Source organism: Marinobacter sp. ANT_B65, from assembly GCF_002407605.1.
GTDB lineage: Bacteria > Pseudomonadota > Gammaproteobacteria > Pseudomonadales > Oleiphilaceae > Marinobacter.
The window spans coordinates 149235-171562 of sequence record NZ_NXGV01000002.1; the positions used below are offsets into that span (position 1 = coordinate 149235).

The 22328-nt window shown below is 51.3% G+C and carries 28 protein-coding genes and 1 pseudogene; 9 read left to right on the top strand and 20 right to left on the bottom strand.

Features of this window, described 5'->3' with window-relative positions; genetic code table 11:
• Positions 1-42: 42 nt before the first annotated feature.
• Positions 43-999 (top strand): 23S rRNA (adenine(1618)-N(6))-methyltransferase RlmF, encoded by a 957-nt coding sequence (rlmF, locus tag CPA50_RS10800; protein WP_096782534.1) that lies wholly within the window; start codon positions 43-45, stop codon positions 997-999.
• Positions 1000-1019: 20 nt separating this feature from the next.
• On the opposite strand, the pseudogene CPA50_RS19810 reads toward rlmF, so the two are convergent.
• Together CPA50_RS19810 and CPA50_RS10810 are read right to left on the bottom strand one after the other, a co-directional pair.
• A pseudogene (locus tag CPA50_RS19810) lies at positions 1020-1100 on the bottom strand (VIT family protein); the annotation flags it as partial.
• Positions 1101-1287: 187 nt separating this feature from the next.
• Complete coding sequence (locus CPA50_RS10810; protein WP_096782535.1) at positions 1288-1653, bottom strand: hypothetical protein; 366 nt, start codon at positions 1651-1653, stop codon at positions 1288-1290.
• A gap of 141 nt (positions 1654-1794) precedes the next feature.
• Between CPA50_RS10810 and CPA50_RS10815 the strand changes: the two genes are divergently transcribed.
• The 3 genes from CPA50_RS10815 to CPA50_RS10825 all read left to right on the top strand — a co-directional run bounded on the left by CPA50_RS10815 (position 1795) and on the right by CPA50_RS10825 (position 4320).
• The gene (locus tag CPA50_RS10815) at positions 1795-2490 is read left to right on the top strand and encodes a GntR family transcriptional regulator (protein ID WP_202971764.1); all 696 of its coding nucleotides are present in this window, start codon (positions 1795-1797) and stop codon (positions 2488-2490) included.
• Between the two features lie 111 nt (positions 2491-2601).
• Entirely contained in the window at positions 2602-3312 is a 711-nt protein-coding gene (locus tag CPA50_RS10820) for an SDR family oxidoreductase (protein WP_096782536.1), read from the top strand.
• 27 nt (positions 3313-3339) lie between these two features.
• Positions 3340-4320, top strand: a complete 981-nt coding sequence (locus CPA50_RS10825; protein ID WP_096782537.1) for an isopenicillin N synthase family dioxygenase — start codon at positions 3340-3342, stop codon at positions 4318-4320.
• A gap of 69 nt (positions 4321-4389) precedes the next feature.
• Here the strand turns inward: CPA50_RS10825 and CPA50_RS10830 are convergent, their stop codons facing one another.
• Positions 4390-4791, bottom strand: a complete 402-nt coding sequence (locus tag CPA50_RS10830; RefSeq protein WP_096782538.1) for a nuclear transport factor 2 family protein — start codon at positions 4789-4791, stop codon at positions 4390-4392.
• A 183-nt stretch (positions 4792-4974) separates the two neighbouring features.
• On the opposite strand from CPA50_RS10830, the gene CPA50_RS10835 reads away from it, so the two are divergent.
• The 4 genes from CPA50_RS10835 to CPA50_RS10850 all read left to right on the top strand — a co-directional run bounded on the left by CPA50_RS10835 (position 4975) and on the right by CPA50_RS10850 (position 10845).
• Complete coding sequence (locus CPA50_RS10835) at positions 4975-6153, top strand: ABC transporter substrate-binding protein (protein ID WP_096782539.1); 1179 nt, start codon at positions 4975-4977, stop codon at positions 6151-6153.
• An 83-nt stretch (positions 6154-6236) separates the two neighbouring features.
• A complete protein-coding gene (locus CPA50_RS10840) occupies positions 6237-7106 on the top strand; it encodes a branched-chain amino acid ABC transporter permease (protein ID WP_096782540.1) in 870 nt (289 codons plus the stop codon).
• Positions 7103-9610 (top strand): ATP-binding cassette domain-containing protein, encoded by a 2508-nt coding sequence (locus tag CPA50_RS10845; RefSeq protein ID WP_096782541.1) that lies wholly within the window; start codon positions 7103-7105, stop codon positions 9608-9610. Before CPA50_RS10840 ends, CPA50_RS10845 begins: the two co-directional genes overlap by 4 nt.
• Positions 9607-10845 carry an amidohydrolase family protein gene (locus CPA50_RS10850; protein ID WP_096782542.1) on the top strand — a complete coding sequence of 413 codons (1239 nt, stop codon included), beginning with the start codon at positions 9607-9609 and terminating at the stop codon, positions 10843-10845. The genes CPA50_RS10845 and CPA50_RS10850 overlap by 4 nt, the downstream gene beginning before the upstream one ends.
• 67 nt (positions 10846-10912) lie before the next feature.
• Here the strand turns inward: CPA50_RS10850 and CPA50_RS10855 are convergent, their stop codons facing one another.
• From CPA50_RS10855 to CPA50_RS10925, 15 genes are all read right to left on the bottom strand, one after another.
• A complete protein-coding gene (locus CPA50_RS10855) occupies positions 10913-11437 on the bottom strand; it encodes a GNAT family N-acetyltransferase (protein ID WP_096782543.1) in 525 nt (174 codons plus the stop codon).
• Positions 11438-11487: 50 nt separating this feature from the next.
• A complete protein-coding gene (locus CPA50_RS10860) occupies positions 11488-11979 on the bottom strand; it encodes a hypothetical protein (RefSeq protein ID WP_096782544.1) in 492 nt (163 codons plus the stop codon).
• A gap of 70 nt (positions 11980-12049) precedes the next feature.
• A complete protein-coding gene (locus CPA50_RS10865) occupies positions 12050-12712 on the bottom strand; it encodes a glutathione S-transferase (protein ID WP_096782545.1) in 663 nt (220 codons plus the stop codon).
• A 45-nt stretch (positions 12713-12757) separates the two neighbouring features.
• Positions 12758-13309, bottom strand: coding sequence for a hypothetical protein (locus CPA50_RS10870; RefSeq protein WP_096782546.1), 552 nt, complete (start codon positions 13307-13309; stop codon positions 12758-12760).
• A gap of 26 nt (positions 13310-13335) precedes the next feature.
• A complete protein-coding gene (locus CPA50_RS10875) occupies positions 13336-14376 on the bottom strand; it encodes a YHYH protein (RefSeq protein ID WP_096782547.1) in 1041 nt (346 codons plus the stop codon).
• 227 nt (positions 14377-14603) lie between these two features.
• On the bottom strand, positions 14604-15413 hold the full coding sequence (locus tag CPA50_RS10880) for a hypothetical protein (RefSeq protein WP_143750741.1): 810 nt from the start codon (positions 15411-15413) through the stop codon (positions 14604-14606).
• An 8-nt stretch (positions 15414-15421) separates the two neighbouring features.
• Positions 15422-16027: a hypothetical protein gene (locus tag CPA50_RS10885; protein WP_096782549.1), complete on the bottom strand. Its 606-nt coding sequence runs from the start codon at positions 16025-16027 to the stop codon at positions 15422-15424.
• Positions 16028-16469: 442 nt separating this feature from the next.
• Positions 16470-16682 (bottom strand): cysteine-rich CWC family protein, encoded by a 213-nt coding sequence (locus CPA50_RS19930; RefSeq protein ID WP_096782550.1) that lies wholly within the window; start codon positions 16680-16682, stop codon positions 16470-16472.
• A 120-nt stretch (positions 16683-16802) separates the two neighbouring features.
• Positions 16803-16973: a putative quinol monooxygenase gene (locus tag CPA50_RS19935; RefSeq protein ID WP_096782551.1), complete on the bottom strand. Its 171-nt coding sequence runs from the start codon at positions 16971-16973 to the stop codon at positions 16803-16805.
• A 155-nt stretch (positions 16974-17128) separates the two neighbouring features.
• Positions 17129-17518, bottom strand: a complete 390-nt coding sequence (locus CPA50_RS10900; protein ID WP_096782552.1) for a DUF4345 domain-containing protein — start codon at positions 17516-17518, stop codon at positions 17129-17131.
• Positions 17442-17744, bottom strand: a complete 303-nt coding sequence (locus CPA50_RS19675) for a GFA family protein (RefSeq protein ID WP_227519640.1) — start codon at positions 17742-17744, stop codon at positions 17442-17444. Before CPA50_RS19675 ends, CPA50_RS10900 begins: the two co-directional genes overlap by 77 nt.
• Before the next feature lie 241 nt (positions 17745-17985).
• The gene (locus tag CPA50_RS10910; protein WP_096782553.1) at positions 17986-18600 is read right to left on the bottom strand and encodes a nucleotidyltransferase family protein; all 615 of its coding nucleotides are present in this window, start codon (positions 18598-18600) and stop codon (positions 17986-17988) included.
• Between the two features lie 192 nt (positions 18601-18792).
• The gene (locus tag CPA50_RS10915) at positions 18793-19176 is read right to left on the bottom strand and encodes a DUF1493 family protein (RefSeq protein WP_179397210.1); all 384 of its coding nucleotides are present in this window, start codon (positions 19174-19176) and stop codon (positions 18793-18795) included.
• Positions 19177-19297: 121 nt separating this feature from the next.
• A complete protein-coding gene (locus CPA50_RS10920) occupies positions 19298-19657 on the bottom strand; it encodes a hypothetical protein (RefSeq protein WP_143750742.1) in 360 nt (119 codons plus the stop codon).
• 95 nt (positions 19658-19752) lie between these two features.
• Entirely contained in the window at positions 19753-20211 is a 459-nt protein-coding gene (locus tag CPA50_RS10925) for a DUF3592 domain-containing protein (protein ID WP_179397211.1), read from the bottom strand.
• 153 nt (positions 20212-20364) lie between these two features.
• Between CPA50_RS10925 and CPA50_RS10930 the strand changes: the two genes are divergently transcribed.
• On the top strand, positions 20365-20823 hold the full coding sequence (locus tag CPA50_RS10930; RefSeq protein ID WP_096782557.1) for a hypothetical protein: 459 nt from the start codon (positions 20365-20367) through the stop codon (positions 20821-20823).
• Positions 20824-20917: 94 nt separating this feature from the next.
• Here the strand turns inward: CPA50_RS10930 and CPA50_RS10935 are convergent, their stop codons facing one another.
• Positions 20918-21547 carry a LysE family translocator gene (locus CPA50_RS10935; protein ID WP_096782558.1) on the bottom strand — a complete coding sequence of 210 codons (630 nt, stop codon included), beginning with the start codon at positions 21545-21547 and terminating at the stop codon, positions 20918-20920.
• A gap of 81 nt (positions 21548-21628) precedes the next feature.
• Positions 21629-22282, bottom strand: coding sequence for a DCL family protein (locus CPA50_RS10940; protein WP_096782559.1), 654 nt, complete (start codon positions 22280-22282; stop codon positions 21629-21631).
• Between the last annotated feature and the right edge of the window lie 46 nt (positions 22283-22328).

Consider the following 22328-nt stretch of genomic DNA (forward strand, 5'->3'; position numbering starts at 1 on the left):
ACACCCACCTCTCTTTTAAATCCAACCCTCGGATCTATCATTTTGAGCAGCTCCCATCGAGGTAAAAACAGCCGGATCAAGCGAGACCCCAAAGGCCTGCACCCGAGGAACCTGCACCGGCAAGGCTATGATTTTCCATCTCTCATACAAAGTTACCCGCCACTAACTCCTTATGTGAAAACAAACGCTTACGGCAATCTTTCCATAAACTTTTCTGACCCACTGGCAGTAAAAGCCATAAATGCCGCGCTACTGAAGCGATACTACAACATTATCGATTGGGATATTCCCGAGGGTGCTCTCTGCCCCCCCATCCCTGGCAGAGTTGACTATATCCACTACATCGCTGAGCTGCCCGGGATTGACGAACCTGCCAAGGGCGCCACTGAAACCCGGCCGAGAGTCGCGCTGCTGGACATAGGAACCGGTGCGAACGGAATTTACCCGATACTAGCCTGCGCAATATACGGGTGGCAGTGTGTGGGTAGTGATATCAATAGTCGCTCACTTGAGAACGTTGCGTCGATTATCGCCAAAAACCCGATTCTGGAAAACAGCTTCACACTGCGTGCACAAGACAACAAAAATCACATCTTCGAGGGTATCATTCAACCGGGAGAATTCTTTGATGTCAGTGTATGCAACCCGCCTTTTCATGCTTCGCAGGATGAGGCGCTCAAAGGCAGCCAGCGCAAGCTCAACAACCTTGCCCGTAATCGCGGTGAGCAGGCACCACCCCAAACTCCCACACTCAATTTTGGTGGCATGGAAGCCGAACTCTGGTGCAAGGGCGGCGAACGAATGTTCCTGAAGAAACTGATAAAAGAAAGCCAGACATTTTCAGCTCAATGCCGCTGGTTTACGTGCCTGGTTTCGAAAATCGAAAATATCAAACCTGCCACAAAACTGATTCGTAAGCTTGGGGCTGTTGATGTAAGGGAGATAGAAATGAAACAAGGAAACAAGGTCACGAGAATACTTGCCTGGACATTCACCTGAATCAGGTACTCACCGGTTGTTCAGACTGACACCCCGAAGAGCGAGCCTACTCCAGCTGTCACGGCCATAGCCAGCGCCCCCCAAAAAGTGACCCGCGAGGCAGCTTTAAAAACCGGAGCCAGCCGATTCGTTGTGTTCTGTGTTTTTCAACGTGCTTCATGAAATGCCCCAGGTAACAGAATAAAAATCGCCTGATCACTCCAGGTGGTGCACAAACCTATGCCCAGATTCCCACCGATGCATACCTGTCGATAAACGAACTACATAAAATCCTGTATTTATAATACGTTAACGCAATTCAACACTTATAGTCCTGCCACCATATCCATGAACAGAGTCGTGAGCACGTATCGTCACAGCTTTAACCTGTTCAGGAATTTCAACTCCCGAAAGGCTTCTGGTGAACGGTTGTTCATCAACATGGGGATGATAAAGGGTTCTGGTTCCCAAAACAGTCCCGGCTTCATCAACAACTTCCCATTTATTGGCATAGTGTTTCCATCCGCTATCTTTGTGCAACACTGACACGGTAAAGCTGAATGAATTCTTGCTGTCTTCGTTAACCTTCACTTCAACAACATCTGCCTCACCGGAAAATGAAGCAGAACTCCAAAGGATTAAAACGAAAATCAGCAGTAGTCTATGTTTCTTCATGGTGTCTCTCCTGGCCTGCTCCATCAAAGAGTAGGCGATCAGATCATTGAAGAACACACCAATGTTAGACGCCCAGCCCGATTTAAGTGCTAGAATTGCGATCAGAACTATCCTGGTGCTAGCAATGGTGATCGAAATCTGATGGGAATGTCTTCAAGAAAAAACAGTGGTAAACAACAGGAAGTTCAGCGGATTTTTGATGCGTTATCCAGCGCCATTGCCCGGCATTCGCTCCCTCCTGGTACCCGTCTGGTTGAGGCCCAGATTGTTGAGGCACTCGGTGCAAACAGAAACCACGTTCAGGCTGCCATTCAACGACTTGCACTTCAGAACATCGTTACCATTGAGCCCAATCGCGGCGCTCATGTCTCAGAGCCCTCGGCACAGGAAGCGCGGGATGTTTTCGAGGCCAGAAGGGCGGTAGAACGAGGCGTTGTGGAAAGCATCTCTCAGGAAAAAATGAAGCGTCATACCAAAGCTGTGGAAGCACATATGCACGCAGAGCATGGGGCTACGGCCAGCGACGATCGGCGCACAATCATCCGGGAACTCTGCAATTTCCATCTTTTGCTCGGGAAGGTCTCCGAAAACAAGGTGCTGTCCAGTATTCTGGAGAACCTGATGTTGCGCAGTTCCTTAATCGTTGCACTGTATCAGCGCAATGATATTCCTGCCTGTCAACACAGTGAGCACCAGGAAATCCTGTCTGCCCTGGAATCAGGGGATAGCGGGAGGGCAGCCGCGCTCATGCTTGATCACCTGAACCACCTGGAAAGCGAGCTGCAGTTCAATGACGAAAGCAAACCCTCCATAGACCTCCGCGAGGCACTGGCCTGAGGAACCAGAGAAACACCGGTATGCCCTCCTGGATTACCACATCGAAGACGTGGCACTTTATTTGCTAGCAATATAGTTACATTTTGCTAACAATATAGTGAGGACTACGTCATCAAAAGCCAACGTGTACTAGTCATAGGGGGCAGCTCAGGTATTGGTGAGGCCACTGCCCTGCGGGCAGCCAGTGCTGGTGCAACAGTAACCATCGCCTCGCGCTCACCTGAACGCCTTAATGCTGCTCTGCAACGCCTGCCGACGGATGTGGCTGCACTGGAACTTGATGTCCGGTCAGCCTCTGCCGTCGAGAGCTTCTTTAACAGCCAGGCCCCATGGGATCACGTCATTCTGGCAGGATCCTCCACTCAGGTGGGAACCGTCAAAGCGCTTCCTTTAGATCAGGCCCATGACGGTACCCAGAGTAAATTCTGGGGTGCCTACCATGTCGGTCGCAGTGCTCTCATCTGCGCGGGTGGCTCACTAACCTTTGTCTCTGGCGTCTATGCCCAGAGACCGAACGTCAATGCTGTGCTACAAGGCGCGCTCAATGCAGCAGTTGAAGGACTTATGCGAGGGCTGGCCCTTGAGCTTGCGCCAGCAGGAATCCGGGTCAACGCTGTGTCACCCAGCACCACCGAAACGCCACTCTGGGACCGCCTTGGGCCAGAGGGCCGCGAAGCAAAATTCGAAACCATGCGACAGCGACTACCCACTGGGCGCGTAGCTGCTGCCGACGATATCGCCCACGCCATTTTGTATGTCGCGACCAACCCCTCCGCCACTGGCTCGACCGTGCTGGTGGATGGTGGTGACGCACTGGTCTAACCCCCCATATACTCGCAGGAGCCAGCAATGAAACTTTTAAATGTACCTGTCATTGACCTCGAACCCTTCCGTCTCGGCACCAAAGCCGATAAAAACCTGGTTGCGGAGGCCGTCGACCAGGCCTGTCGTGACATAGGTTTTCTTGTCATCAAAGGCCACGGCATCAGCCCTGAGCTCATTGCCCGGGCCCGCGAGGTATCCCGTGAATTCTTTGACCTTCCGATTGCAGATAAAAAAAGGGTCGCAAGGCCTTCTGTGGACGTAACCCGTGGTTATACAGGTGTGGATGAAGAATCACTTGCACGCTCCCGGGATCCGAACGCCACCGGTAGTGATCTGAACGAAAGTTTCATGATCGGCCCCGTAGACGTACCTGACCAGGACTACGCCAGGGCTCCGGCAGCCGGCAAGCATTTTGCGCCCAACATATGGCCTGAAAAGCCGGCTGAACTGAAAGAAGTCTGGACTCTTTACTACCGGGAAATGGGGCAGCTTGCCGCCATGCTGATGCGCGTCTTTGCGCTGGCTCTGAAGCTTCCGGAAGACCACTTTGATGCCCTGATAGACAGGCACATCAGCCGCCTTCGGGTACGCAATTACCCGGCACAACTGACGGAGCCAACCCCGGGACAGATCCGTGCGGGAGCCCACTCTGACTATGGCAGCCTCACTATTCTCGCCACCGAGGACCGGCCCGGGGGGCTGCAGGTCTGCAACGCTGAAGGCCAGTGGGTCGACGTACCCATTGTCCCGGACTGTTTCATCATAAACATCGGCGACCTGTTGGCGCGCTGGACCAACGATACCTGGGTTTCAACACTGCATCGCGTGGTGAACCCGCCGGCGAACTCCGGCCCCGAAACCCGGCGCCAGTCTCTGGTGTTTTTCCATAACCCCAACTACGACGCAACGATCAGCAACCTGATACCCAACACAGAGGCAAAATACCCACCCACAACATCCGGGGATCACCTGCGCGCTCTTTACGTAGCTACCCAGAACAAATAGAAGGTCCGACGGAAAACCAGAGACCGGCGCCTTCAATGACCGGTCTCTGGAATCCGCCTCCCTGGCGCTCTATGATTCCCGGTTCAAATCCGGCGTCAGTATCCACTCGGCACTGTCATTCCAGACATCCATTCGCGTAATCTTTCCATTACGAACTTCAAATCTGTCCAGATAGCGATTACCAGCAAACGGCCGACCATCAGGCCATTCTCCATAAAGCGTACCGTTGGAATAAACCACCGCGTGATCGGCATGCTCAGTCCAGTCGAAGGGACCCAGCTCCTTTTTTACCCAGGCATAGCGCCCACCGTTAAACTCGGTAATGGCCTGGGTGCTGGCCATGGCGCGCCCTCCAGTGAAAGTAATGCGTACGTCCGGTGCCATATAAGTGGCAGCGCGCACTGGATCCGGTGCCATAGACGCCTCCAGAAAATTGCTAACAATCTTTATTGCTTCATCTTTAGCTGACATTCTCGACTCTCCTGATTGGTGATCACCATCACAACAAATTTCGCGCTATTTCGGGGCAATATTATCGATAAAGTGCTTTTTTAGTGCCAAAACTCAAACTTTTACTGAATAACAGTCACATTATAGTGGCATCCATGTTGCTAGCAATATTTATACATACTCAAGCAAAGCTGGAGAAATGCAATGCGCTTAACAAAACGGATCAAGCACTGGTTCCTGCCCCTGGCGGCGACAGGGCTACTTTCCCTGACCAGTCTGGCTCAGGCAGACGACCCTCTGAAGATAGGCCTGGTGGCATCCCTGTCCGGCCAATCAGCCAAGTCCGGTGAGGCTATTACCCGCGGGCTGACCATCGCAATCGACGAGATCAATGCCAAAGGCGGCATACTTGGCCGTCAAGTAGAGTTGTTGCGCAGAGATGATGAGAGCAACCCGAACAAAGGGCTTCTGGCCGCTCGCGAACTTGTTCAGCGAGAAGAGGTAGCCGTGCTCTTCGGCGGCCTGGATACGCCGGTATCCCTGGCTATCGTACCTCTGGCCAATCAGATGAAATTCCCGTTCATGGGCGTGTGGGCCGCTGGTACGCCAATCACCAAGAACGGCGCCGATGAGAACTACGTTTTCCGGGTGTCCGCCGTGGACGAACTTGTAGATGAAGCTCTGGTGCAATATGGCATCGACGAATTCGGCATGAAAAAGCCAGGCATGGTCCTGATCAACAACCCCTGGGGCGAGTCCAACGAAAAGGGCTTCCGCCATGCGCTTGAATCCCGGGATATGGAATGGGCCGGTATTGAACGGGTTGAAAGCAACGATATCGACATGGTGCCACAGCTGAGTCGCCTCAAGGCGGCTGGCGCAGATTCCCTGCTGATGGTAGCTAATGTTGCACCGTCCGCACAGGTAGTGAAGTCCCTCGACCGCATGGGCTGGGATGTGCCAATTGTTTCCCATTGGGGCCCAGCGGGTGGCCGCTTCAGTGAACTGGCAGGAGAAAATGCTGCCAAGGTGCACTTTATCCAGACCTTTACCTTTGTTGAAAATCAGCAGGGCAAGGGTGCCGATGTATTGGCTGCCCTGAAACAGCGTTATCCGGAAATCAAGGATCTTGCGGATATCACACCCGCAGTGGGCATCGCCAACGCCTATGACGCCATGCACCTGACCGCATTGGCTATCGAAAATGCTGGCAGCACCGAAGGCCCGGCAATCCGTAAGGGTTACTTCGAGATTGCCGAGTACGATGGCCTGATCAAGAACTACCTCAAGCCCTTCTCACCCGAACAAACCGACGCCCTCGGTCCGGATGACTATCTGTTCACGCACTTTGTTGATGGCCGCATAGTTCCCGTCGATCAGTAAGTCACGGCTCTTCGAACCTCGCACTCAGCATTTGGTAACAGCCGGCCGGATCCCTGATCCGGCCGGCAGGAGGACACCGCATCATGATCACCGCCAGTATTATCAGTGGCCTGGGTATGGGCAGCATGTATGCCCTGCTGGCCCTGGGGTTTCACATCACATTCATCGTTTCCCAGACGGTCAATTTTGCCCAGGGTAGCGCGATGATGGTGGGCTCCGTACTGGGCTATACCTTTTGCATTACTCTGGGCATGCCCTGGCTGGTGGCCGCCTTCCTGACCCTGTCTGTCTGCGCACTCTATGGCCTGGCCATAGAACGTTTCCTGGTACGGCCATTCCACAGCCGGGGTTCAGAAGCCTGGTTATTGGCCACGGTTGCCGGGGGTCTGCTGGTAGACAACATAGTAATGTTCACCTTTGGTAAAGAGCCTCGCCGGTTCATGCTCGAAGCGGTCGACCACCGCCTGGAACTGTTTGGCACAGGTATAGGCCTGATGCAGCTGATTCTTCCTGTCGTGGTAGCGGTGATAGTGCTGGCTCTGGTGCTGATCCAGCGATACACCCGCCTGGGCAAGGTGCTGGGTGCAACCGTCCAGAACCCGACTGCGGCCCGAATGATGGGTATCCACGTAACCCGGGTGGTCGCCATATCCTTTGCTGTCTCAACCGTATTTGCCGGCATTGCCGGACTTCTGATTGCCCCCCTTGTGAGTGTGCATTCAGAAATGGGCATGCTGTTTGGCCTCAAGGCCTTCGCCGTAGCCATTCTTGGCGGCATCAGCAGTCTCAATGGCGTGGTGCTGGCGGGCCTGCTGTTCGGCCTTACGGAAGCCCTGATCATTGTTTACCTGGGCTCCACTCTCTCCCAGATCCTGACCTTCAGCCTGGTCATCTTTGCCCTGGCAATACGCCCCAACGGTCTGTTCGGTTCCAAAAAGCTGGTGAAAGTATGATGTCCCCCAATTCCCTGGTTTCTCATCGATGGCTGGTACCAAGTCTGCTGGGCCTTCTGGCACTGACAGGCGCGGTGCTGTCCTTTACCCTCGGTGGCTACGGCCTGCTGGTCATGACACTCATCGCCCTGACAACAGTCGTGTGCAGCGGCCTCAATATTCTGATTGGCCTTAGCGGTCAGATCTCGTTTGGCCACGTCGCGTTCTACGCCATTGGCGCCTATATCTCTGCATTGATGACCATGGCAGGAGTCCCTCTGGTGTTGGCCATGGCCTGCGCGGCCATAGTCACCGCAGCTGTCGGCGCCCTGCTGGCAATACCGGCGGTGCGTGTCAGCGGCCCCTACCTCGCCATGGTGACCATCGCCTTCGGCTTTATCGTGCACCACGGCCTGATTGAGTGGCGCTCCCTTACCGGTGGCGCCAACGGCCTGATCGGCGTGCCGATGCCGGATACCGGCAGCCTCCCCGCCAGCACCGGGCTCGCCCTGATTGCAGTAGCACTGATGGTCGCCTCGCTACTGTTTTTCCACCGCCTTGCTGGCAGCAGCTGTGGGCGGGCAATCCGCTCCGTAAAGGCAACAGAAATCGCAGCCCGTTCTCTGGGCTTCAATCCGGTTCAGACCAAAACTCTGGCCTTCGCCCTGTCGGCACTTTTCGCCGGGCTGGCGGGATCACTATTGTCGCCGCTGATGATGTTTATCAACCCGGATTCCTTTCCCTTTACCCAGTCCATTCTTTTTGTACTGGCAGTGGTTGTCGGCGGTGCCGGAACCGTGTTCGGGCCCTTACTGGGTGCCATTCTTATTGTGCTCGTGCCGGAACTGCTGTCCAGTATGGCGGAGATGCGACTTCTCTTGTTTGCCGGGGTCCTGCTGGGGGTACTATGGATCGCACCTACCGGCGCGCTTGGCGTGCTCCAGGCCAGATTTTCGAAACCGGAGAGACTGGTGCCCCGGCAACAGCCGGATTCTGCCCGACTGGCGAGCTTCCTGACCTGCGATGCGGGTGCTCCTGACGGTCTGCATGTGAAGGACATAGGCATCCGGTTCGGCGGCGTCCAGGCGGCCGAACGGGTCAGCTTCAATGCCATGCCTGGCACTGTCACCAGTATTATCGGGCCCAACGGTGCCGGCAAGACGACGGTACTGAACATGGTCAGCGGCTTCTACGCACCAGACAGCGGCCGCATTGAACTCAACGATGACCTGGCCGGCCTGCCCGCCTGGAAAATCGCCCGGGCCGGGATTGCCCGGACCTACCAGACCACCCAGTTGTTTGCAGGGCTGACTGTACTTGAGAACCTGCTGGCAGGTATGCAACGTGGCCGCCTGGGGGATTTCTGGCGCAAACCCGACCCTCAACAGGTAGACATTGCCATGGATCTGCTGGCCCTCGTGGGCTACCGGGGATCAGTGCATACCCAGGCCGAAGCCTTGCCTCATGTCGATCGTCGCCTGGTGGAAATCGCCCGGGCCCTGGCACTCAGACCAAGAGTGTTGTTGCTGGATGAGCCGGCCGCAGGCCTGAGCCGGGCCGATACCGATCAGGTCACCGGACTGCTTCGAACCATTGCAGGCTATGGTATTGCCGTGATTCTGGTAGAGCACGATATGACTATGGTGATGTCTGTTTCAGACCGCATTCTGGTGCTGGACTCCGGACACCCCATCGCCTGGGGGGAGCCAGAAGAGATTCGTTCCAACCCCGAGGTTGTGAGAGCTTACCTGGGAAGTACCGATTACCAGGCACCGCCGCGCCCCCAAGCCTGGGATGGCAGCCGGGACGCTACCCTGTTCGTCAAGGATCTCGTAATCGATTACGGCGCCGCCCCGGTGGTCGAGGGTGTAAGCCTGGTGGTAAATCCGGGCGAACTGATTGCCATTCTTGGGGCCAATGGCGCGGGCAAATCCAGCATTCTTCAGGCCATTGCGGGACTGCACTCAGCCTCCGGGGGCTCAGTGGTGCTCAATAACGAAAATATCGAAACCCTGGACGCCAACCAGATTGCCGGCAAGGGCCTGGCTCTGGTACCCGAGGGCCGCCAGGTATTCCCGGAACTGAGTGTGCGGGACAACCTGCTTATGGGGGCTTATTCCCGTACGGATAACGCCAATCTTGATCAGGATGTGAATGACATTCTCGCGCGCTTCCCCAGGCTGCAGGACCGCATTAACAGCCCCGCCGGCCTGCTGTCCGGGGGCGAGCAGCAGATGGTAGCCATAGGCCGCGGGCTAATGGCAAAACCTTCAATCCTGCTATTGGACGAACCCTCTCTGGGGCTGGCACCTGCCATGGTGGCCGAGCTTTACGATGCCCTGGCCACTCTGCGTGATGAAGGCGTCACCCTGTTACTGGTAGATCAGATGGCCAATCTGGCCCTCCAGGTAGCGGACCGGGCTTATGTACTGGAAACCGGGCGGGTAGTGCACTCCGGCGATGCCGAGACTCTACTTAACGATCCGGAACTCGAAGCCGCTTATCTGGGGGAAAATGTTGCATGAGTTCAATACTGTTCAAAAACCTGAGGCTTCCAGACCAACCGGAGAAGATCACTGAACTGCGGGTAGAAGATGGCAGATTCACCCGGAACTTCTCCAACGACGCATCACCATCAACCGAAATCGATCTGGAAGGCCACCTGGTTCTGCCAGGCCTCATCGAGACCCACATTCACCTCGACAAGGCCTGCATCATGGACCGTTGCAGGCTGCAGGAAGGCACTCTGGAGGAAGCCGTGGCCAGTACCAGTGCTGCCAAGTCGGAATTCACAGAGGCAGATGTTTACCAGCGGGGCGCCCACATCCTCGAACAAGCCATTTCCCAGGGTACCACCCATATGCGTACCCACGTGGAACTGGACCCCGGCATCGGCCTGACCGGCTTCCGGGCAATCCGCCGGCTGCAGCAGGACTACGCCTGGGGTATCAGCCTGGAAATCTGTGTATTCCCTCAGGAGGGCCTGCTCAATAATCCAGGTACTGAAGAGCTACTGTGCGAAGCTCTGGAAAACGGCGCCACTGTTCTTGGCGGCTGCCCTTATATGGATAGCGATCCCGCTGGCCAGATCCAGCGACTGTTCGAACTCGCGGAGCGTTACAACTGTGACCTGGATTTGCACCTGGACTTCGACCTCAACCCCCGGGGTATGACGATACCGGAAGTGATTCAATGTACCCTGGCCCATGGCTGGCAGCACCGGGTTACTATCGGCCACGCCACCAAACTATCGGCGTTAGAGCCAGAGCAATTCAGGGAAACCGCTCTGGCTCTGGCCGAAGCAGGCGTTCAGGTGACGGCATTACCGGCCACAGACCTGTTCCTCACCGGCCGGGAGGCCACCCACAATGTGCCACGGGGCGTAGCGCCGCTGGCAAGGCTACATGCCTGTGGTGTGACCTGTTCGCTGTCCACCAATAACGTAGGAAACCCCTTCACACCCTTCGGCGATGTATCGCTCATCCGCCAGGCCAACCTGCTGGCCAATGTCTGTCATCTGGGCACAGCGGCGGAGCTGGCGCGCTGCCTGGCGTGGATTTCGGAGGAGTCGGCGAAGCTGATCCGCCTGCAGGACTATGGTCTGACACCGGGTTGTAAGGCCGACTTTATCGCACTGGATGCCGATTCACCGGCGGCGGTGATCGCGAACCTCGCGCAGCCGATGATGGCCTTCAAAGGTGGCCGTCAGAGTTTTGAACGCAAACCCGCAAAGCTTTTCGTGCCGACAAGCCCTAACTGACACTGCCATACACCGGATCAGCCCTTCTGAAGCAAAACAGCCAACTCCGTCCCGACGCAGAGGGCTGTCAGCTGATCCTCAGATCAGCCTCCAGATGTTTACGATAGATCCCAACATCCCAGTCGCGGTACTTTGTATATGTATCAATTTTCATCCCCACCTTCTCTGCTACTCGGGCAGAAACAACATGACGATTAGCGATAATCGCGATAACTGAGTCAAAATGGCACTGTGAAAAGCCATACGCCAGCGCTGCGGCGGCAGCTTCTGAGGCGAGCCCCTGATTCCACGCAGCACGCGCAAGGCGATAAGCAACCTCTACCTCCTGCACTCCGTTAAGATCAACCTGGCTCAGGCCGCAAAAACCAATAATCGCTCCCGACGAACGGTCAGCAATTCCCCACTGACCAAAACCATGCTCCCGGTACGACTCCAGACACCAGTCAATAAACTTTCGGGTATCATCCTCAGTGCACGGCCCGTTGGTTGAGAACTCCATTACCGCCGGATCGCCAAGAATTCCTGAAAGCGCGCCAACATCATTCGAGGTGAGCTCCCGAAGCACTAATCTCGGCGTTTCAACTATAACCATGACTGTCCTCGAAAAATCTGACGTCCCGCTTGAGCTGGCCGTTACACAATTTACAAATACGCATTTAAATAGAAATAGAGAGGGAGAACTGCGATACCAAAAGTTATAACCATTCCGAAAAAACCCGGTTTTACCAGATAGCTCTTCTCCGGTTTTCTGGGATTATAAAATACGTCTACAGTGCCATCATCATTTTCTTTGATGTTGTTTAACTGCCCTTTAATCAGGAACCTGGCATTATGAGATGCAACGATTACCCAAGGTGACACTCGCTTTCCCTGGTACGTTTTCTCAGAAACCTGATATACATACAGGGAGTCAGCTTTATAATCCTGAAACGACAAACCCATCGTCGTAGAGCCCCACTTCCCAACAGAAACACTTTTCAGAAAACCCTTTGCTACCGGCCACTGCGTTATAAGAACCTGCCTTAAAAAAGAGTATAAACACACGGCGAACGCATAAATTACTACAAAAAAAAGTACTCCCTGCTTTTCTCCTTCAGTGGCAAGTACCCACATATCCTTTGCATATTCAACCATGTTTTTGATTACCTATTACATAAGACCAGCAAAGCGCAGTTAGCGGCCAGAGTCGTCAATATCAAAAACTTTAGTGGCTACCGGCAGGGAATTCCACTACTTCATCACCTTCCTGCCAGGGTTGAAATCTGATCATGGCCTGCTGAAACGCAGGGTGTTCCAGCCAGCCCTTCAGCCACTGCTGTAGATGAGGGTAAGGCAGACTGTAAAACACCTCCCGGTCTACATGGGCGAACTGTCGTACAAAAGGCATAATACCGATATCAGCGATGCTGATGTCGTCCCCCAGCAGGTACCGGTTCCTGGTTAACGAATGTTCCAGTATCTGCAGAAACACTTCACCCTGTCGCCGGTATTCCAGCTGGCTGGATTCAGGATAGCGGTCGGCGTACTTATAGCGATCCAGCCAGTGTTTAAATTCGTTATCGTTTCGGTCAATCAGAGTATGCGCGCCTACCAGATCGACGTTGAGCAAACCCTGTGGATCTTCCTGCTGCAGCGCCCACACCAGTATTTCCCGGCTTTCCTCGATAACGGGTCTCGCCGGGCTCTCATCCTCGGCCAACTCCAGAACGGGGACCGTGCCTTTAGGGCTGATAGCCAGCATCTGCGCCGGCTTGTTTCGAAGCACTACCTCCCGCAGCTCCACCTTCTGCCCGGCAAACAAAATACCGAGCCGCGCGCGCATAGCGTATGGACAACGACGAAAGGAATACAAACGAGGCAAAGACATTATTCTTACCAACTGGAGCTCAAGGCGACGGCCCGACAGGCAGGTTCAGTTGCGGCCCTCCGACGGGAACAGTAATCCCACAGGTTGCTCCGGTGTCAGCTGGAACTCATGGTGCAGGCTTTCGGATTTCTGTGAGGCGGTGATGTGCAGTATCCGGGAAGACTCCGGTTTGCCAAACAGATCCACATGAAAACTCAGTGGAGGCCGAGCATTATCCAGAGCAAACCGGCCCATGACAATGACCTCGTTAATATGATCATGGTGATGACCATGGCCGTCATGGGATCCTCCGGGGGACACCAGTATGTCTTCAAGGGGCAATGTCTGCTCCCGGTCCCTGAGCACCACATGCTGGCTCAGGGTCTGAATAACGGCACTCTGGTGACGGTTGAATTCACTCAGGTCGATTTCCCCATCACCATTGTCATCAATGCCTTCAAACGCCGACAGAGGCAGTGACAGCACCATGAATGCGCCGTTATCAACGATATTCAGAGTGCCGTGCCCGGCCACCATCAGATGGGCCAGAACAGGGGTAGCCAGGGTCAGCGCAAGTGCTGAAACCATGGCTGCAAGACAGGACATACGGATTTTCATGTTCGGGACTCCCGGAGAATGCCAGTTCAGAAAGGTGGCGGGGGTAACAGTTCCCCGGATGTTTCCACTTCGCCTTTAACGCAGCGCTGGAAGTATGGATAGGTGTCGGTGGCGTAGTAGTGGTAGATGCCAGCCGGAAATTCCGGGGTGACACCAACGCGGCCGTTGCACTCATCCAGATCCCCGGAGCCTTCAACATATTCCCAGTCCTGCTGGAAGGTACCCATGGGATAGGTTGTGGTCGACGGCCGGGAGGCACTGACCGAGCTGACCAGCTGGTAACTGCCGGTGATGACTTTCAGGCCGGAGCTGGCGTCATCGGCAACGCTGTAACCGTATCTGGCATAGATGGGAAAGCCGTCGGCAGCCCAGCCGATAAGCGTCATGGAGGTACTGCTGCCTGCGCGCTTGGTTATGAAGCCTTCAGGCATACCGTGATAGTGGTAGGCACCATCCGGCTGCACGTGGGCGTTGTTCTGGTCGGTTCCGAAATCGAAGCTGGTCTGTCCCAGGGCTTCGATGTTCCAGCTGCCGGAATTATCCACAAGGCTGCAGGATGTGCCTGAGTCATCACAACTGCCCGCTGTACTGGCGTCAATTTTCACACCGTTGAGTACATAGCCTGCCGGGCCGCGAGGGCCGCCAAGTTCCGTAGGTATGGTGGTTTCTGCCGGCTCCAGGGTAAAGCTTGCGGACACGACCTGTTCGGAAATGACATTGGGGTTGCCCGGGTTCGGGAAGGTGCCCACTTCGTGGTCCGGAATCCCATTGGCGGTGAGTTCCCGGGTGCTGTCAGTACAGGTCCAGGTGGAAGTGCTGGTGTAGGTCAGCGATGGCTGGCTGTTATAGGTGGTGTCATCATAATCGCACATAACACCGGAGGTGGCGCCGGTACCCGTGCTGATATCGCCGTCATCCGAGGCCAGGCTGCTGTCGTCGGAGCTGCTGTTATCAGAGCTACTGTCGCCAGAGCTGCTGTTCCCGTCGCCACATGCGACAAGGAATAACAGGAGAATACAGACACCTGCTTTCTGAAGTAGTTTCTTTTCTATGAACGGCTGCGTCATCGCTTGGCCTGCTTGTTGAAGTTGTTCGGTGCCTCGACTGGCGCAAAGGCAGTTGGTATCACACCTTAACAACACAATGTGCAACAAATATGGAGATTGTTATACGGGAGGCCAAATAATGATTGCTCAGTATGACTGAGCCCGAGTTAACACCCTCGGAACTAAAATCCTGACCTAAAGAGCATAGCGAAAACCCGGGACAACACGGTTCTCTGTCCGAATAAGGGTTACCGGCTTTCCGGATCAACCACCTCGAAGGATTGGGAGGCGAGCACCTCGAGACCTTCTTCCGCGCTGATCAGTTCCACCTGGTATTTACCTGAAGGCCAGCCGCGAGAATAGCGTAACCAGGCCTCCTGGATTTCAACGGAAGAACCCGTCAGAGGTTGTTTATCCAGTACCCACAGCGTGTCGTTATTCGTGTTGGTCCATTTCATAAAGACGAACGGCTTTGAGTAGCTGTTGGGTACCTTGTAATAGGCGTAAAGCCTGGGCGCCATGTCCGAAAATTCTGACTGCACGGCCAACTGGTTTGTGCCAATAGCACTCTTGGTGCCGAACAACAGCTCGACACCATCCTGGTTGAACGTTTCGGTGTTGTTCAGCCAGCGCTCAGCCAGCGTGCGCGCCGTTTTGGTGGGGTTTTGATAACCGAAGAAATCGTCAAGAGTAAGGTGGGTGTTGTTCAGAAGAAACCGTAGTAACTGAGCATCGTCAAGCGATGACAGGATCAGCGCCAATTCCGATTTGCTCACTTTACCCTGGGCAAGTAAGGGGCGGTAATCGATTTCGGCCAGCTCCCTGGCACCCTCCAAGGGCTCCAGTTGAACATCCGCTGTTCCATGGCCAGTGCTCGTGGCTACAGGCAACGGCTCCGCTATCCGGGACGAATTGCTGTCCGGCCCTGGCGGCGAGGAAGTTATTGGCGCATCAGCCTTACCGCCTTCTGTTTCATCGGGTGAGATGAACCAGAAGATCAGGGTGCCGGTAAGCAGCACCCCAACCAGGCACAACGATCGAATGATCATCATCTGCAACAGACCGATCAGTTCGTCTTGCTGTCCAGCCAATTCTGGGCCGCTGAACTACAGGCACTACGGGAGGAGTAGTTGCTCAGGTAGCTGTAGCTTGATGATTCACAGGTCGTGGTGTATTGCTGAAACGGGCCGTAGCAGGAAGTTTCATAGCGAATGCCACCGCTCACAGCGGTACTTCGGGTACAGAGGTTAAAATACTCCGACGGGGAGGGGTCTTCAAAACCGCCACCGCCACCGCTACCAGAGCTACCGCTACAAAGTGTTGACTTTACATTCCGGCCCAGCTCCACAACCTGCTGGTAATTACTGTAATAACTACTGGCAGAAGAGGAGTTGCCATTTTGACACGAGGCAATTGCAGCACTCAAAGTAGAGTCCGCCTGGGCGTAATAGGCGCTGACCTGAACGCCACAACTGTTCGCCTCGGCACGCTCAGATGTACTCACGATATCCGTGTAGCTACTGCAGGAACCGCCAGCAGAGGTTTGCGGACCAGTGGAGTCATCGTAGGAGCTTTCTGTGTCGTCGGACCCGCTGTCAATGCAGCCCGTCAGGATACCGCCCGCCAACAGGCTGGTCAGCAGCAGGGTGGTGCGCTTTCTGGTAATTATCATAAGTGGCTCTCTCACTTGCTTGTGCTGTTTTCTGGGCTGGGAATGTCTCTTCGGTGTTCGAAGAAAGGGCATAATATTGATTCGGCGTCATGTAACGCACCAAAACATGCCATCAATAACGACACTCTTTTTTTTGCCCTTCTAACTTATACCGCAATCCACTATCAGGCAAGGGCTTAGAACTGTGAATTCGGGTATAAGATATTCAAACGAATTGAATACGCATGTTAGAAACAGCACGAACTCATTAACGTTTCTTCTTGGCGGGTTTACGAAAATGACCAGCCAAAAGCAAAGTTACACAAATGAGAAGTATCAGAAAAAGGACCAGCAACAAGGTTCCTGAATCCACATTGGAAACTATCGATACCTGCGTGCTGAAACCCGTTGTCGCACCGCAATTACGGTTGAACACCAAGGCACGAAGGTGGCTGGAATGAAATCACTGGCCATTTTTATGCTTTAGCGCACAGGGCTTGCAGATACAGGCTTTGTTTTTGGCTGCATCAACGACCTGGTTTAACAGGCTGTCAGGAAACGTAATTTCCTCGTCCATACACCAGCATGGTTTACTGCTATTTGCCAAACAACCACAGTGATTAGGTTTATTGCACAAAGGGCAATTTTCAGGGTTTACATATTCTTCTTTATTCATAAAACAACCAGGCTAAGGAACATTACCCCCTCCCTCTCAGTTTAGCAGCGATGTATGGTGCGAGGCCTGTCACCACAAGAACAACAGGGCCGAAACGAATTCAATGCAACTGCCAGGTTTTCAGAATACTGCGCGGGCCTTCATAATACTCGCCGGCCCAGCACGGAATGTTGGGCTGTGGGCGTCAGCAGCTAGCATGTATTCTGTATTATCGTGGGCATCAAGAGCCGCTTGCGCTGCCCATTTTTCCACAATAGTAAATTTATTCTCATCTGCATCATCGCTTAACAACTCGTACCGGAGAGCAACTCAGGTGCGCCCGATAACAGCCACTGGATATGTGATGGCAGCTCACTACTGTGAGAGTATATTGTCCACATGGGCCGAACCTGCATCTTTTTGGCAGTGCTGACAGTGACACAGGTAAAAGCTGTCAAAGTCGCCTTTTACCTCAAAGCCAACGGTGCCACTGACTTCCTGAAATTCAGTGCCAATGCTCCAAACACTACCTCTGCGGCCAGATATACGTACATTAATATGTTGGGTTGACCATCGACCAGGATACCCATCAGACGACCAAAAGCCATAGATAACAATGTGGTTGCAACGATCACTAAAGCCAAGGCTATGTCTTTCCTCAATGTCATTACGAATATTAAAGCAACACCGATCGCAAGCTGTGCGCCGCCATAAGTTGCTCTAAAATCTATAGTTGCTGACGCTGAACTGGGGCTTGAGCCTGTAACCAAATTTGCCATTTCAATTGGAGCCACAATAAAAAAAGCGCCATACAGCAAAAAAAACAGAGCAGTCAAATAAACCAATAATTTCGACATACCTACTCCTATAGTAATGTTTGAAAAGAGGCCTCAACGCTGAGCGAAGCGGTGCCTTACTGCCAACGAACACATGGCGCTCGGCTTTTACTCCCGGGTCGGTATCAAGTGTTCCGAGTGGGAGACCATAGACCTCGAGGGCTGCATCGAACCTGATGTAGAGGCTGGAGCCGCAGTTTGAGCAGAAGCCTTTATGCTCACCCGGGGAAGATTCGTAGAACTTCAGTAACTCCTGACCTTTGACGGTGTTCCAATCCGAGGATGCACCTTAGCCCGCGTTCTGAACGCCGAGGAATGAAGCTTGCGGCACATTGAACAGTGACAGTTCAGAACATCCGTCAGAGGACCATTAATTTCGTACTGAATACCCCCGCAGAGACAACTACCTGTTTGCTTCATTTATTCACCTCCTTGTGTGATAACGCCTCAATCAGCCGACGCCGAAGGCGGTCGGCTGGATTGATTTTTTATACGCTGGTTGTATACAGTGTCAGTTCTTTTAAAGCTTCATAATCATCAGGGTTTTGATAAACATTTCTAAAAAGTTCAAAAGCAATCAAATCATTTTCTTTTAGCCAGGACAGGCTACTCTTTGCTCCAAAAAACCACTTATCCCTTAAAATAAAATATGTCTCAAGAAGGTTATACTGCAACCCAGCCCTTCTATGATTTCCTTCTACATCACCTTTATGCACCCGTTTTAGGTTTTTTATTCTCAACTCAACAATGTTTAATTTTTCTTTTTTAGTTAATGGATCTGGACCATTTTTTATTATTTTATTTATTTCTTTTAATAATTTACTTCCATAACCTAATTTATCAACAGCGCAGAATGCTGCGCCCATTTGAACAAAATGAGTTGGATTTTTCATGGACTCCGTAGGATATATCCATGCATCAAGAAAAATACCTTCAAAGTCACGGAAGTCTTCCGAAATACGCGGAGAGTCAAGAAAGCACGCCATATCTACATCACTTTCTTCTGTTGCATCCCCTCTTGCTCTTGAACCATAAATAATTACAGTATGCGGGTCATACTTATTAACAACCTCATTTACAGCAATTTTTGTAGTTTTATCCATATATACCTTATCTTAGAATCAAAATACTGCATTAATTCAGTAAATTCTATTTTATTGTCTTTTAATGCTTTTATCTTTGAATCAGACAGCGAAGTTAGCTATGTATATATAATTTGATGAAGCGTATAACGCCAGCGGCAAGGGCGCGACGACAGGAGCGTCCCTTGACCGCACTTGTTATGCGCATTTATTTTACACCACCAGCCAAACGGCCACCAATACACAAGAAAAAATGCCAATTGTTAGCACATCTTGAACAAGGATAGCTCTTTTAAACTTCTGATAATAAACCGGATTTCTATCCGGCAAGAACCACGACCCTTGTTTGCAAACCTCAATTAAATGACCAACAGAAACCGGATAATATCCATACTCAGAATTGTCGATTCTACCTGTCTCAGGGGCAAAGTGAAGGTTGAAATCAAGAGCACTTAAGTCAAGATTGAAAAGTTTCTCGATGTCTTCAATTAACTCGAAAGCATCATCTCCGGTCATGCCAAGCTCACCTTCGAGATACATTTCAGATGATATATCTCCGAACTTTACCCCCGAATGATAGGAGACCAGTTCTTTCAATTTATTCTCAATGCTCATTATTCAGAACGCATAACGCTAATGATAAGCGGCGCCCGACCAGGGCGTCCGGTGGACGGCCGCCAGGCCGGGAACGTACTTAATTGAATTGTTAGGCTTTAATTCAGTCACCATAGTTGATAACAACACCGGCCACCAATGTTGCTTGCTTGAAGACCTTAGCTGAACCAAGCCCGTCCAGGCGCAGAACAGAGTCCGATTCCCACTGGATTTGCAGCGGAATAGTTCCCGCAAGGATGAGGGCGTTCCCTGCATCATTTGATAAAACGTTTTCACCTGAAACAATTGATACTTGTGTGCTGAAGCCCGTTGTCGCACCACAATCGCGATTGAACACCACCGCCCTAGCGTGGCCAGAAGGCGAGCTAATTGCTTGGGAAACTTCATTTCCGCAAGTGGCACCGCAGCCAGTTAGTGCAGCGAAACTGAGGGACATTGCGGCCAATTGGAGTATCAATTTCATATGCCTAACGCCGCCATAAACGGCTGCCGAAGCAACGCGTAGGCAGTCCGGTGGAGGCCACGGCTTTCGTGGCCGTAACAAATTTGATGGCCTTGTTATGCTTTTCCATATCGTCCGAGGACGCTGCTAAAGAAAAAGCAAACACCGCCAATGAAAAAAGACAGTAGCGAAAAAAGAAAATGAGGCCCCTGTACCAGCACAGCCAGAGCTGGGTAGTAAGGAGAAACATAGGCGGTCACGGTTTTCTGCAAGGGAGCCTCTAAGCCGATGGGTACACAGACACACATGATAGAGCTTTGAAACTTGTGGTCTTGGAAGTGGTACTCGTACTTGACTGACGGCCACGAAAAAGATCCACCCGATCCAATTCGGCTTCTAAAACTGGGGCCGCCATCAGATTGGACGTAGGTATTATTTGACGAAGAAATTAACGTTGCCTCAGTGGGTTGCCAAGACTTTGTGGAAATACTGAAAATCAAATATGCCAATCCGATAATGACAAATAAAACTCCGATTTTATGGAGTTTGCTGCGTAACTTCTTAATTTCGTCCATGATTCCTGGCGTTGATTTGTCAAAAGGCATAACGCCTAAAGAAGCCGCGCATTTATGCGTCGGCTTGCTTTACTTGTTATGTGTTTGTACGCACCAGCTTATTGGCATACGGCTTGCTACCTAAACTATAGCCATCAATATTAGGAGTTAACTATGCAAATTGGAAGCTCAACAAGCGCATTACCGATAACGCCAACACAGAAAAGCGGCAATAATTTTCCGCCCAATACACCCGCTACCGGCAATATGCAGCCTGAAAAGCCATTTGTTCGTGAACTTGCCGAATCATTTGACCCTAAGAATATGAGCTACAAAGAATCCATGGATCTTGCCAATGCTTTAATGAAAGCTGGAGAAGGTGATTTAAGCTCAGCATTTTTACCCCCACCACTTTTAAAAGTTAATAGCGATGGAAGTGTAAGTGACATGAGGGGAACGCCTGAAGGTGATGCCAAAATGAATGCCAAATTCAATATGTTTGATTTACTTGAAGCTAGGATTGATTTCAATAAAGGTATGAATATGCCAACAAACTTACTTGAAGATTCATATTCCTTTTTAGAAAAAATCCAAGTGGCTCAAAATACTCCGAGTATCAATGAGTACACATAACGCCCACATAAGCGGACTAAAATAGTGGGCTAAAATTTGTTGAGGAACGAAACATAGCCCGCTGTTTTTGTTCCGATTTTATGTGCTTGTTAACTTACGCTCTTACTGTAAAAAGGCTTATCCCCATACCAACAAACAATCCACCACTGATGCGATGAAACCACTTTACATTTTTTGAATTAGAAAGAAACCCTTTAGCTCTTTGGGCTAAATATCCATAGCTAGATAATGATAGAAACGAAAAGAACATAAATATTAAAGTCATAACAGAAAACTGGGAGAGTATTGGCAGCTCTGGATTTAAGAATTGAGGAAAAAGAGCAGCAAAAAAGATTATTGGTTTAGGGTTAGTTATTGCAACAAGTAAACCTTCTTTAAAATAAGATGAAAGACTACGTTGCTCTTTTTCCAGTTTATAAGGTGAGTCTGTTTTAGTTCTCTTACTTGAACGTATTTGTTTAATACCTAAATAAATTAAATAGCATGCTCCAACTATTTTAACCGCCATAAACACCTTGGCGGATGCTAAAAGAATTGCGCTCAGACCCGTTATAGAAAGAATGGACAGAAACATCAAGCCAATGATATTTCCCAAAGCTGATAGCATAACGCACTTAACTCCATTAACAGCGCCGTTATAAATCGCTAGAAATATTGCTGGTCCAGGACTAATAATGTAAAAAAAAGAAACAAAAGCATAAATCAGTAATGTATCGTAATTCATAATTTCTCAAGAGTAAGTTAACGCCTTGCTCACCGGAAAATTAGGAGCGCAGCGAGTAATTTTTCCAAGTGCAGCAACTTGTTAGTTTTTCAATTTACGCAGATTTGCTTCTGCACTAAGCAACTGTAAAGTCGCATTATTTTGATGATAACTACGCCATTCTTCTACCAATTGAGGATCAGTTACTTGCCCACGCTGATCTGTATCATCTGGCTTGGGATTTGTTAAAGCAACTGATTCAATATCTATTTGACGTTCATTGAGGAAATTATTTAAAAGACTGTCAAATGAAGGGATTACGTAAGAAACATGGCTATTATCATAAGTTAACCTAACTCCGAGTATTGGGCACACATCAACTTCCTCTAACTGAGAACTTTTATACGCCATAATCAACTCTTTAACGGCTCTCCTAAATGCAATTGAGGTTACCGTTTTCTGAGACGCGGGTTGTATACAGTGTACCCAACTACAATCAATTTCAGTGCCATCTACTCTGTGAATATATAAGCACCGATTATTGTGAAAGTCTCTTTGAACCTTAATATGATCTATCCCAGCACCTTTCTTTTCTTCGAACTCAGAATGAAGCGTAAATAGAGACGCAAAAAAATGCTCATCCTCAACACTAAGTCGCTCACCTTCTTCATATTGATTTATTCTGAGACGAGCCTCTTCAGTAGCACTTTTTTTGGTTCTAAATTGGTATATTCCAAAAGCAATCGGTTTTGCCACCTTACTCTCCTTGAAAAACTAACGCTGAAATAAGCGGCGGCTAAAA

Bases quoted from the DNA above. Each gene is read 5' to 3' on its own strand.
- CPA50_RS10810 (WP_096782535.1), bottom strand. From the start codon at position 1,653: ATGAAGAAACATAGACTACTGCTGATTTTCGTTTTAATCCTTTGGAGT.
- CPA50_RS10815 (WP_202971764.1), top strand. From the start codon at position 1,795: ATGGGAATGTCTTCAAGAAAAAACAGTGGTAAACAACAGGAAGTTCAG.
- CPA50_RS10825 (WP_096782537.1), top strand. From the start codon at position 3,340: ATGAAACTTTTAAATGTACCTGTCATTGACCTCGAACCCTTCCGTCTC.
- CPA50_RS10830 (WP_096782538.1), bottom strand. From the start codon at position 4,791: ATGTCAGCTAAAGATGAAGCAATAAAGATTGTTAGCAATTTTCTGGAG.
- CPA50_RS10835 (WP_096782539.1), top strand. From the start codon at position 4,975: ATGCGCTTAACAAAACGGATCAAGCACTGGTTCCTGCCCCTGGCGGCG.
- CPA50_RS10840 (WP_096782540.1), top strand. From the start codon at position 6,237: ATGATCACCGCCAGTATTATCAGTGGCCTGGGTATGGGCAGCATGTAT.
- CPA50_RS10845 (WP_096782541.1), top strand. From the start codon at position 7,103: ATGATGTCCCCCAATTCCCTGGTTTCTCATCGATGGCTGGTACCAAGT.
- CPA50_RS10850 (WP_096782542.1), top strand. From the start codon at position 9,607: ATGAGTTCAATACTGTTCAAAAACCTGAGGCTTCCAGACCAACCGGAG.
- CPA50_RS10855 (WP_096782543.1), bottom strand. From the start codon at position 11,437: ATGGTTATAGTTGAAACGCCGAGATTAGTGCTTCGGGAGCTCACCTCG.
- CPA50_RS10860 (WP_096782544.1), bottom strand. From the start codon at position 11,979: ATGGTTGAATATGCAAAGGATATGTGGGTACTTGCCACTGAAGGAGAA.
- CPA50_RS10865 (WP_096782545.1), bottom strand. From the start codon at position 12,712: ATGTCTTTGCCTCGTTTGTATTCCTTTCGTCGTTGTCCATACGCTATG.
- CPA50_RS10870 (WP_096782546.1), bottom strand. From the start codon at position 13,309: ATGAAAATCCGTATGTCCTGTCTTGCAGCCATGGTTTCAGCACTTGCG.
- CPA50_RS10875 (WP_096782547.1), bottom strand. From the start codon at position 14,376: ATGACGCAGCCGTTCATAGAAAAGAAACTACTTCAGAAAGCAGGTGTC.
- CPA50_RS10885 (WP_096782549.1), bottom strand. From the start codon at position 16,027: ATGATAATTACCAGAAAGCGCACCACCCTGCTGCTGACCAGCCTGTTG.
- CPA50_RS19930 (WP_096782550.1), bottom strand. From the start codon at position 16,682: ATGAATAAAGAAGAATATGTAAACCCTGAAAATTGCCCTTTGTGCAAT.
- CPA50_RS10900 (WP_096782552.1), bottom strand. From the start codon at position 17,518: ATGTCGAAATTATTGGTTTATTTGACTGCTCTGTTTTTTTTGCTGTAT.
- CPA50_RS10910 (WP_096782553.1), bottom strand. From the start codon at position 18,600: ATGGATAAAACTACAAAAATTGCTGTAAATGAGGTTGTTAATAAGTAT.
- CPA50_RS10920 (WP_143750742.1), bottom strand. From the start codon at position 19,657: ATGAAATTGATACTCCAATTGGCCGCAATGTCCCTCAGTTTCGCTGCA.
- CPA50_RS10925 (WP_179397211.1), bottom strand. From the start codon at position 20,211: ATGGACGAAATTAAGAAGTTACGCAGCAAACTCCATAAAATCGGAGTT.
- CPA50_RS10930 (WP_096782557.1), top strand. From the start codon at position 20,365: ATGCAAATTGGAAGCTCAACAAGCGCATTACCGATAACGCCAACACAG.
- CPA50_RS10935 (WP_096782558.1), bottom strand. From the start codon at position 21,547: ATGAATTACGATACATTACTGATTTATGCTTTTGTTTCTTTTTTTTAC.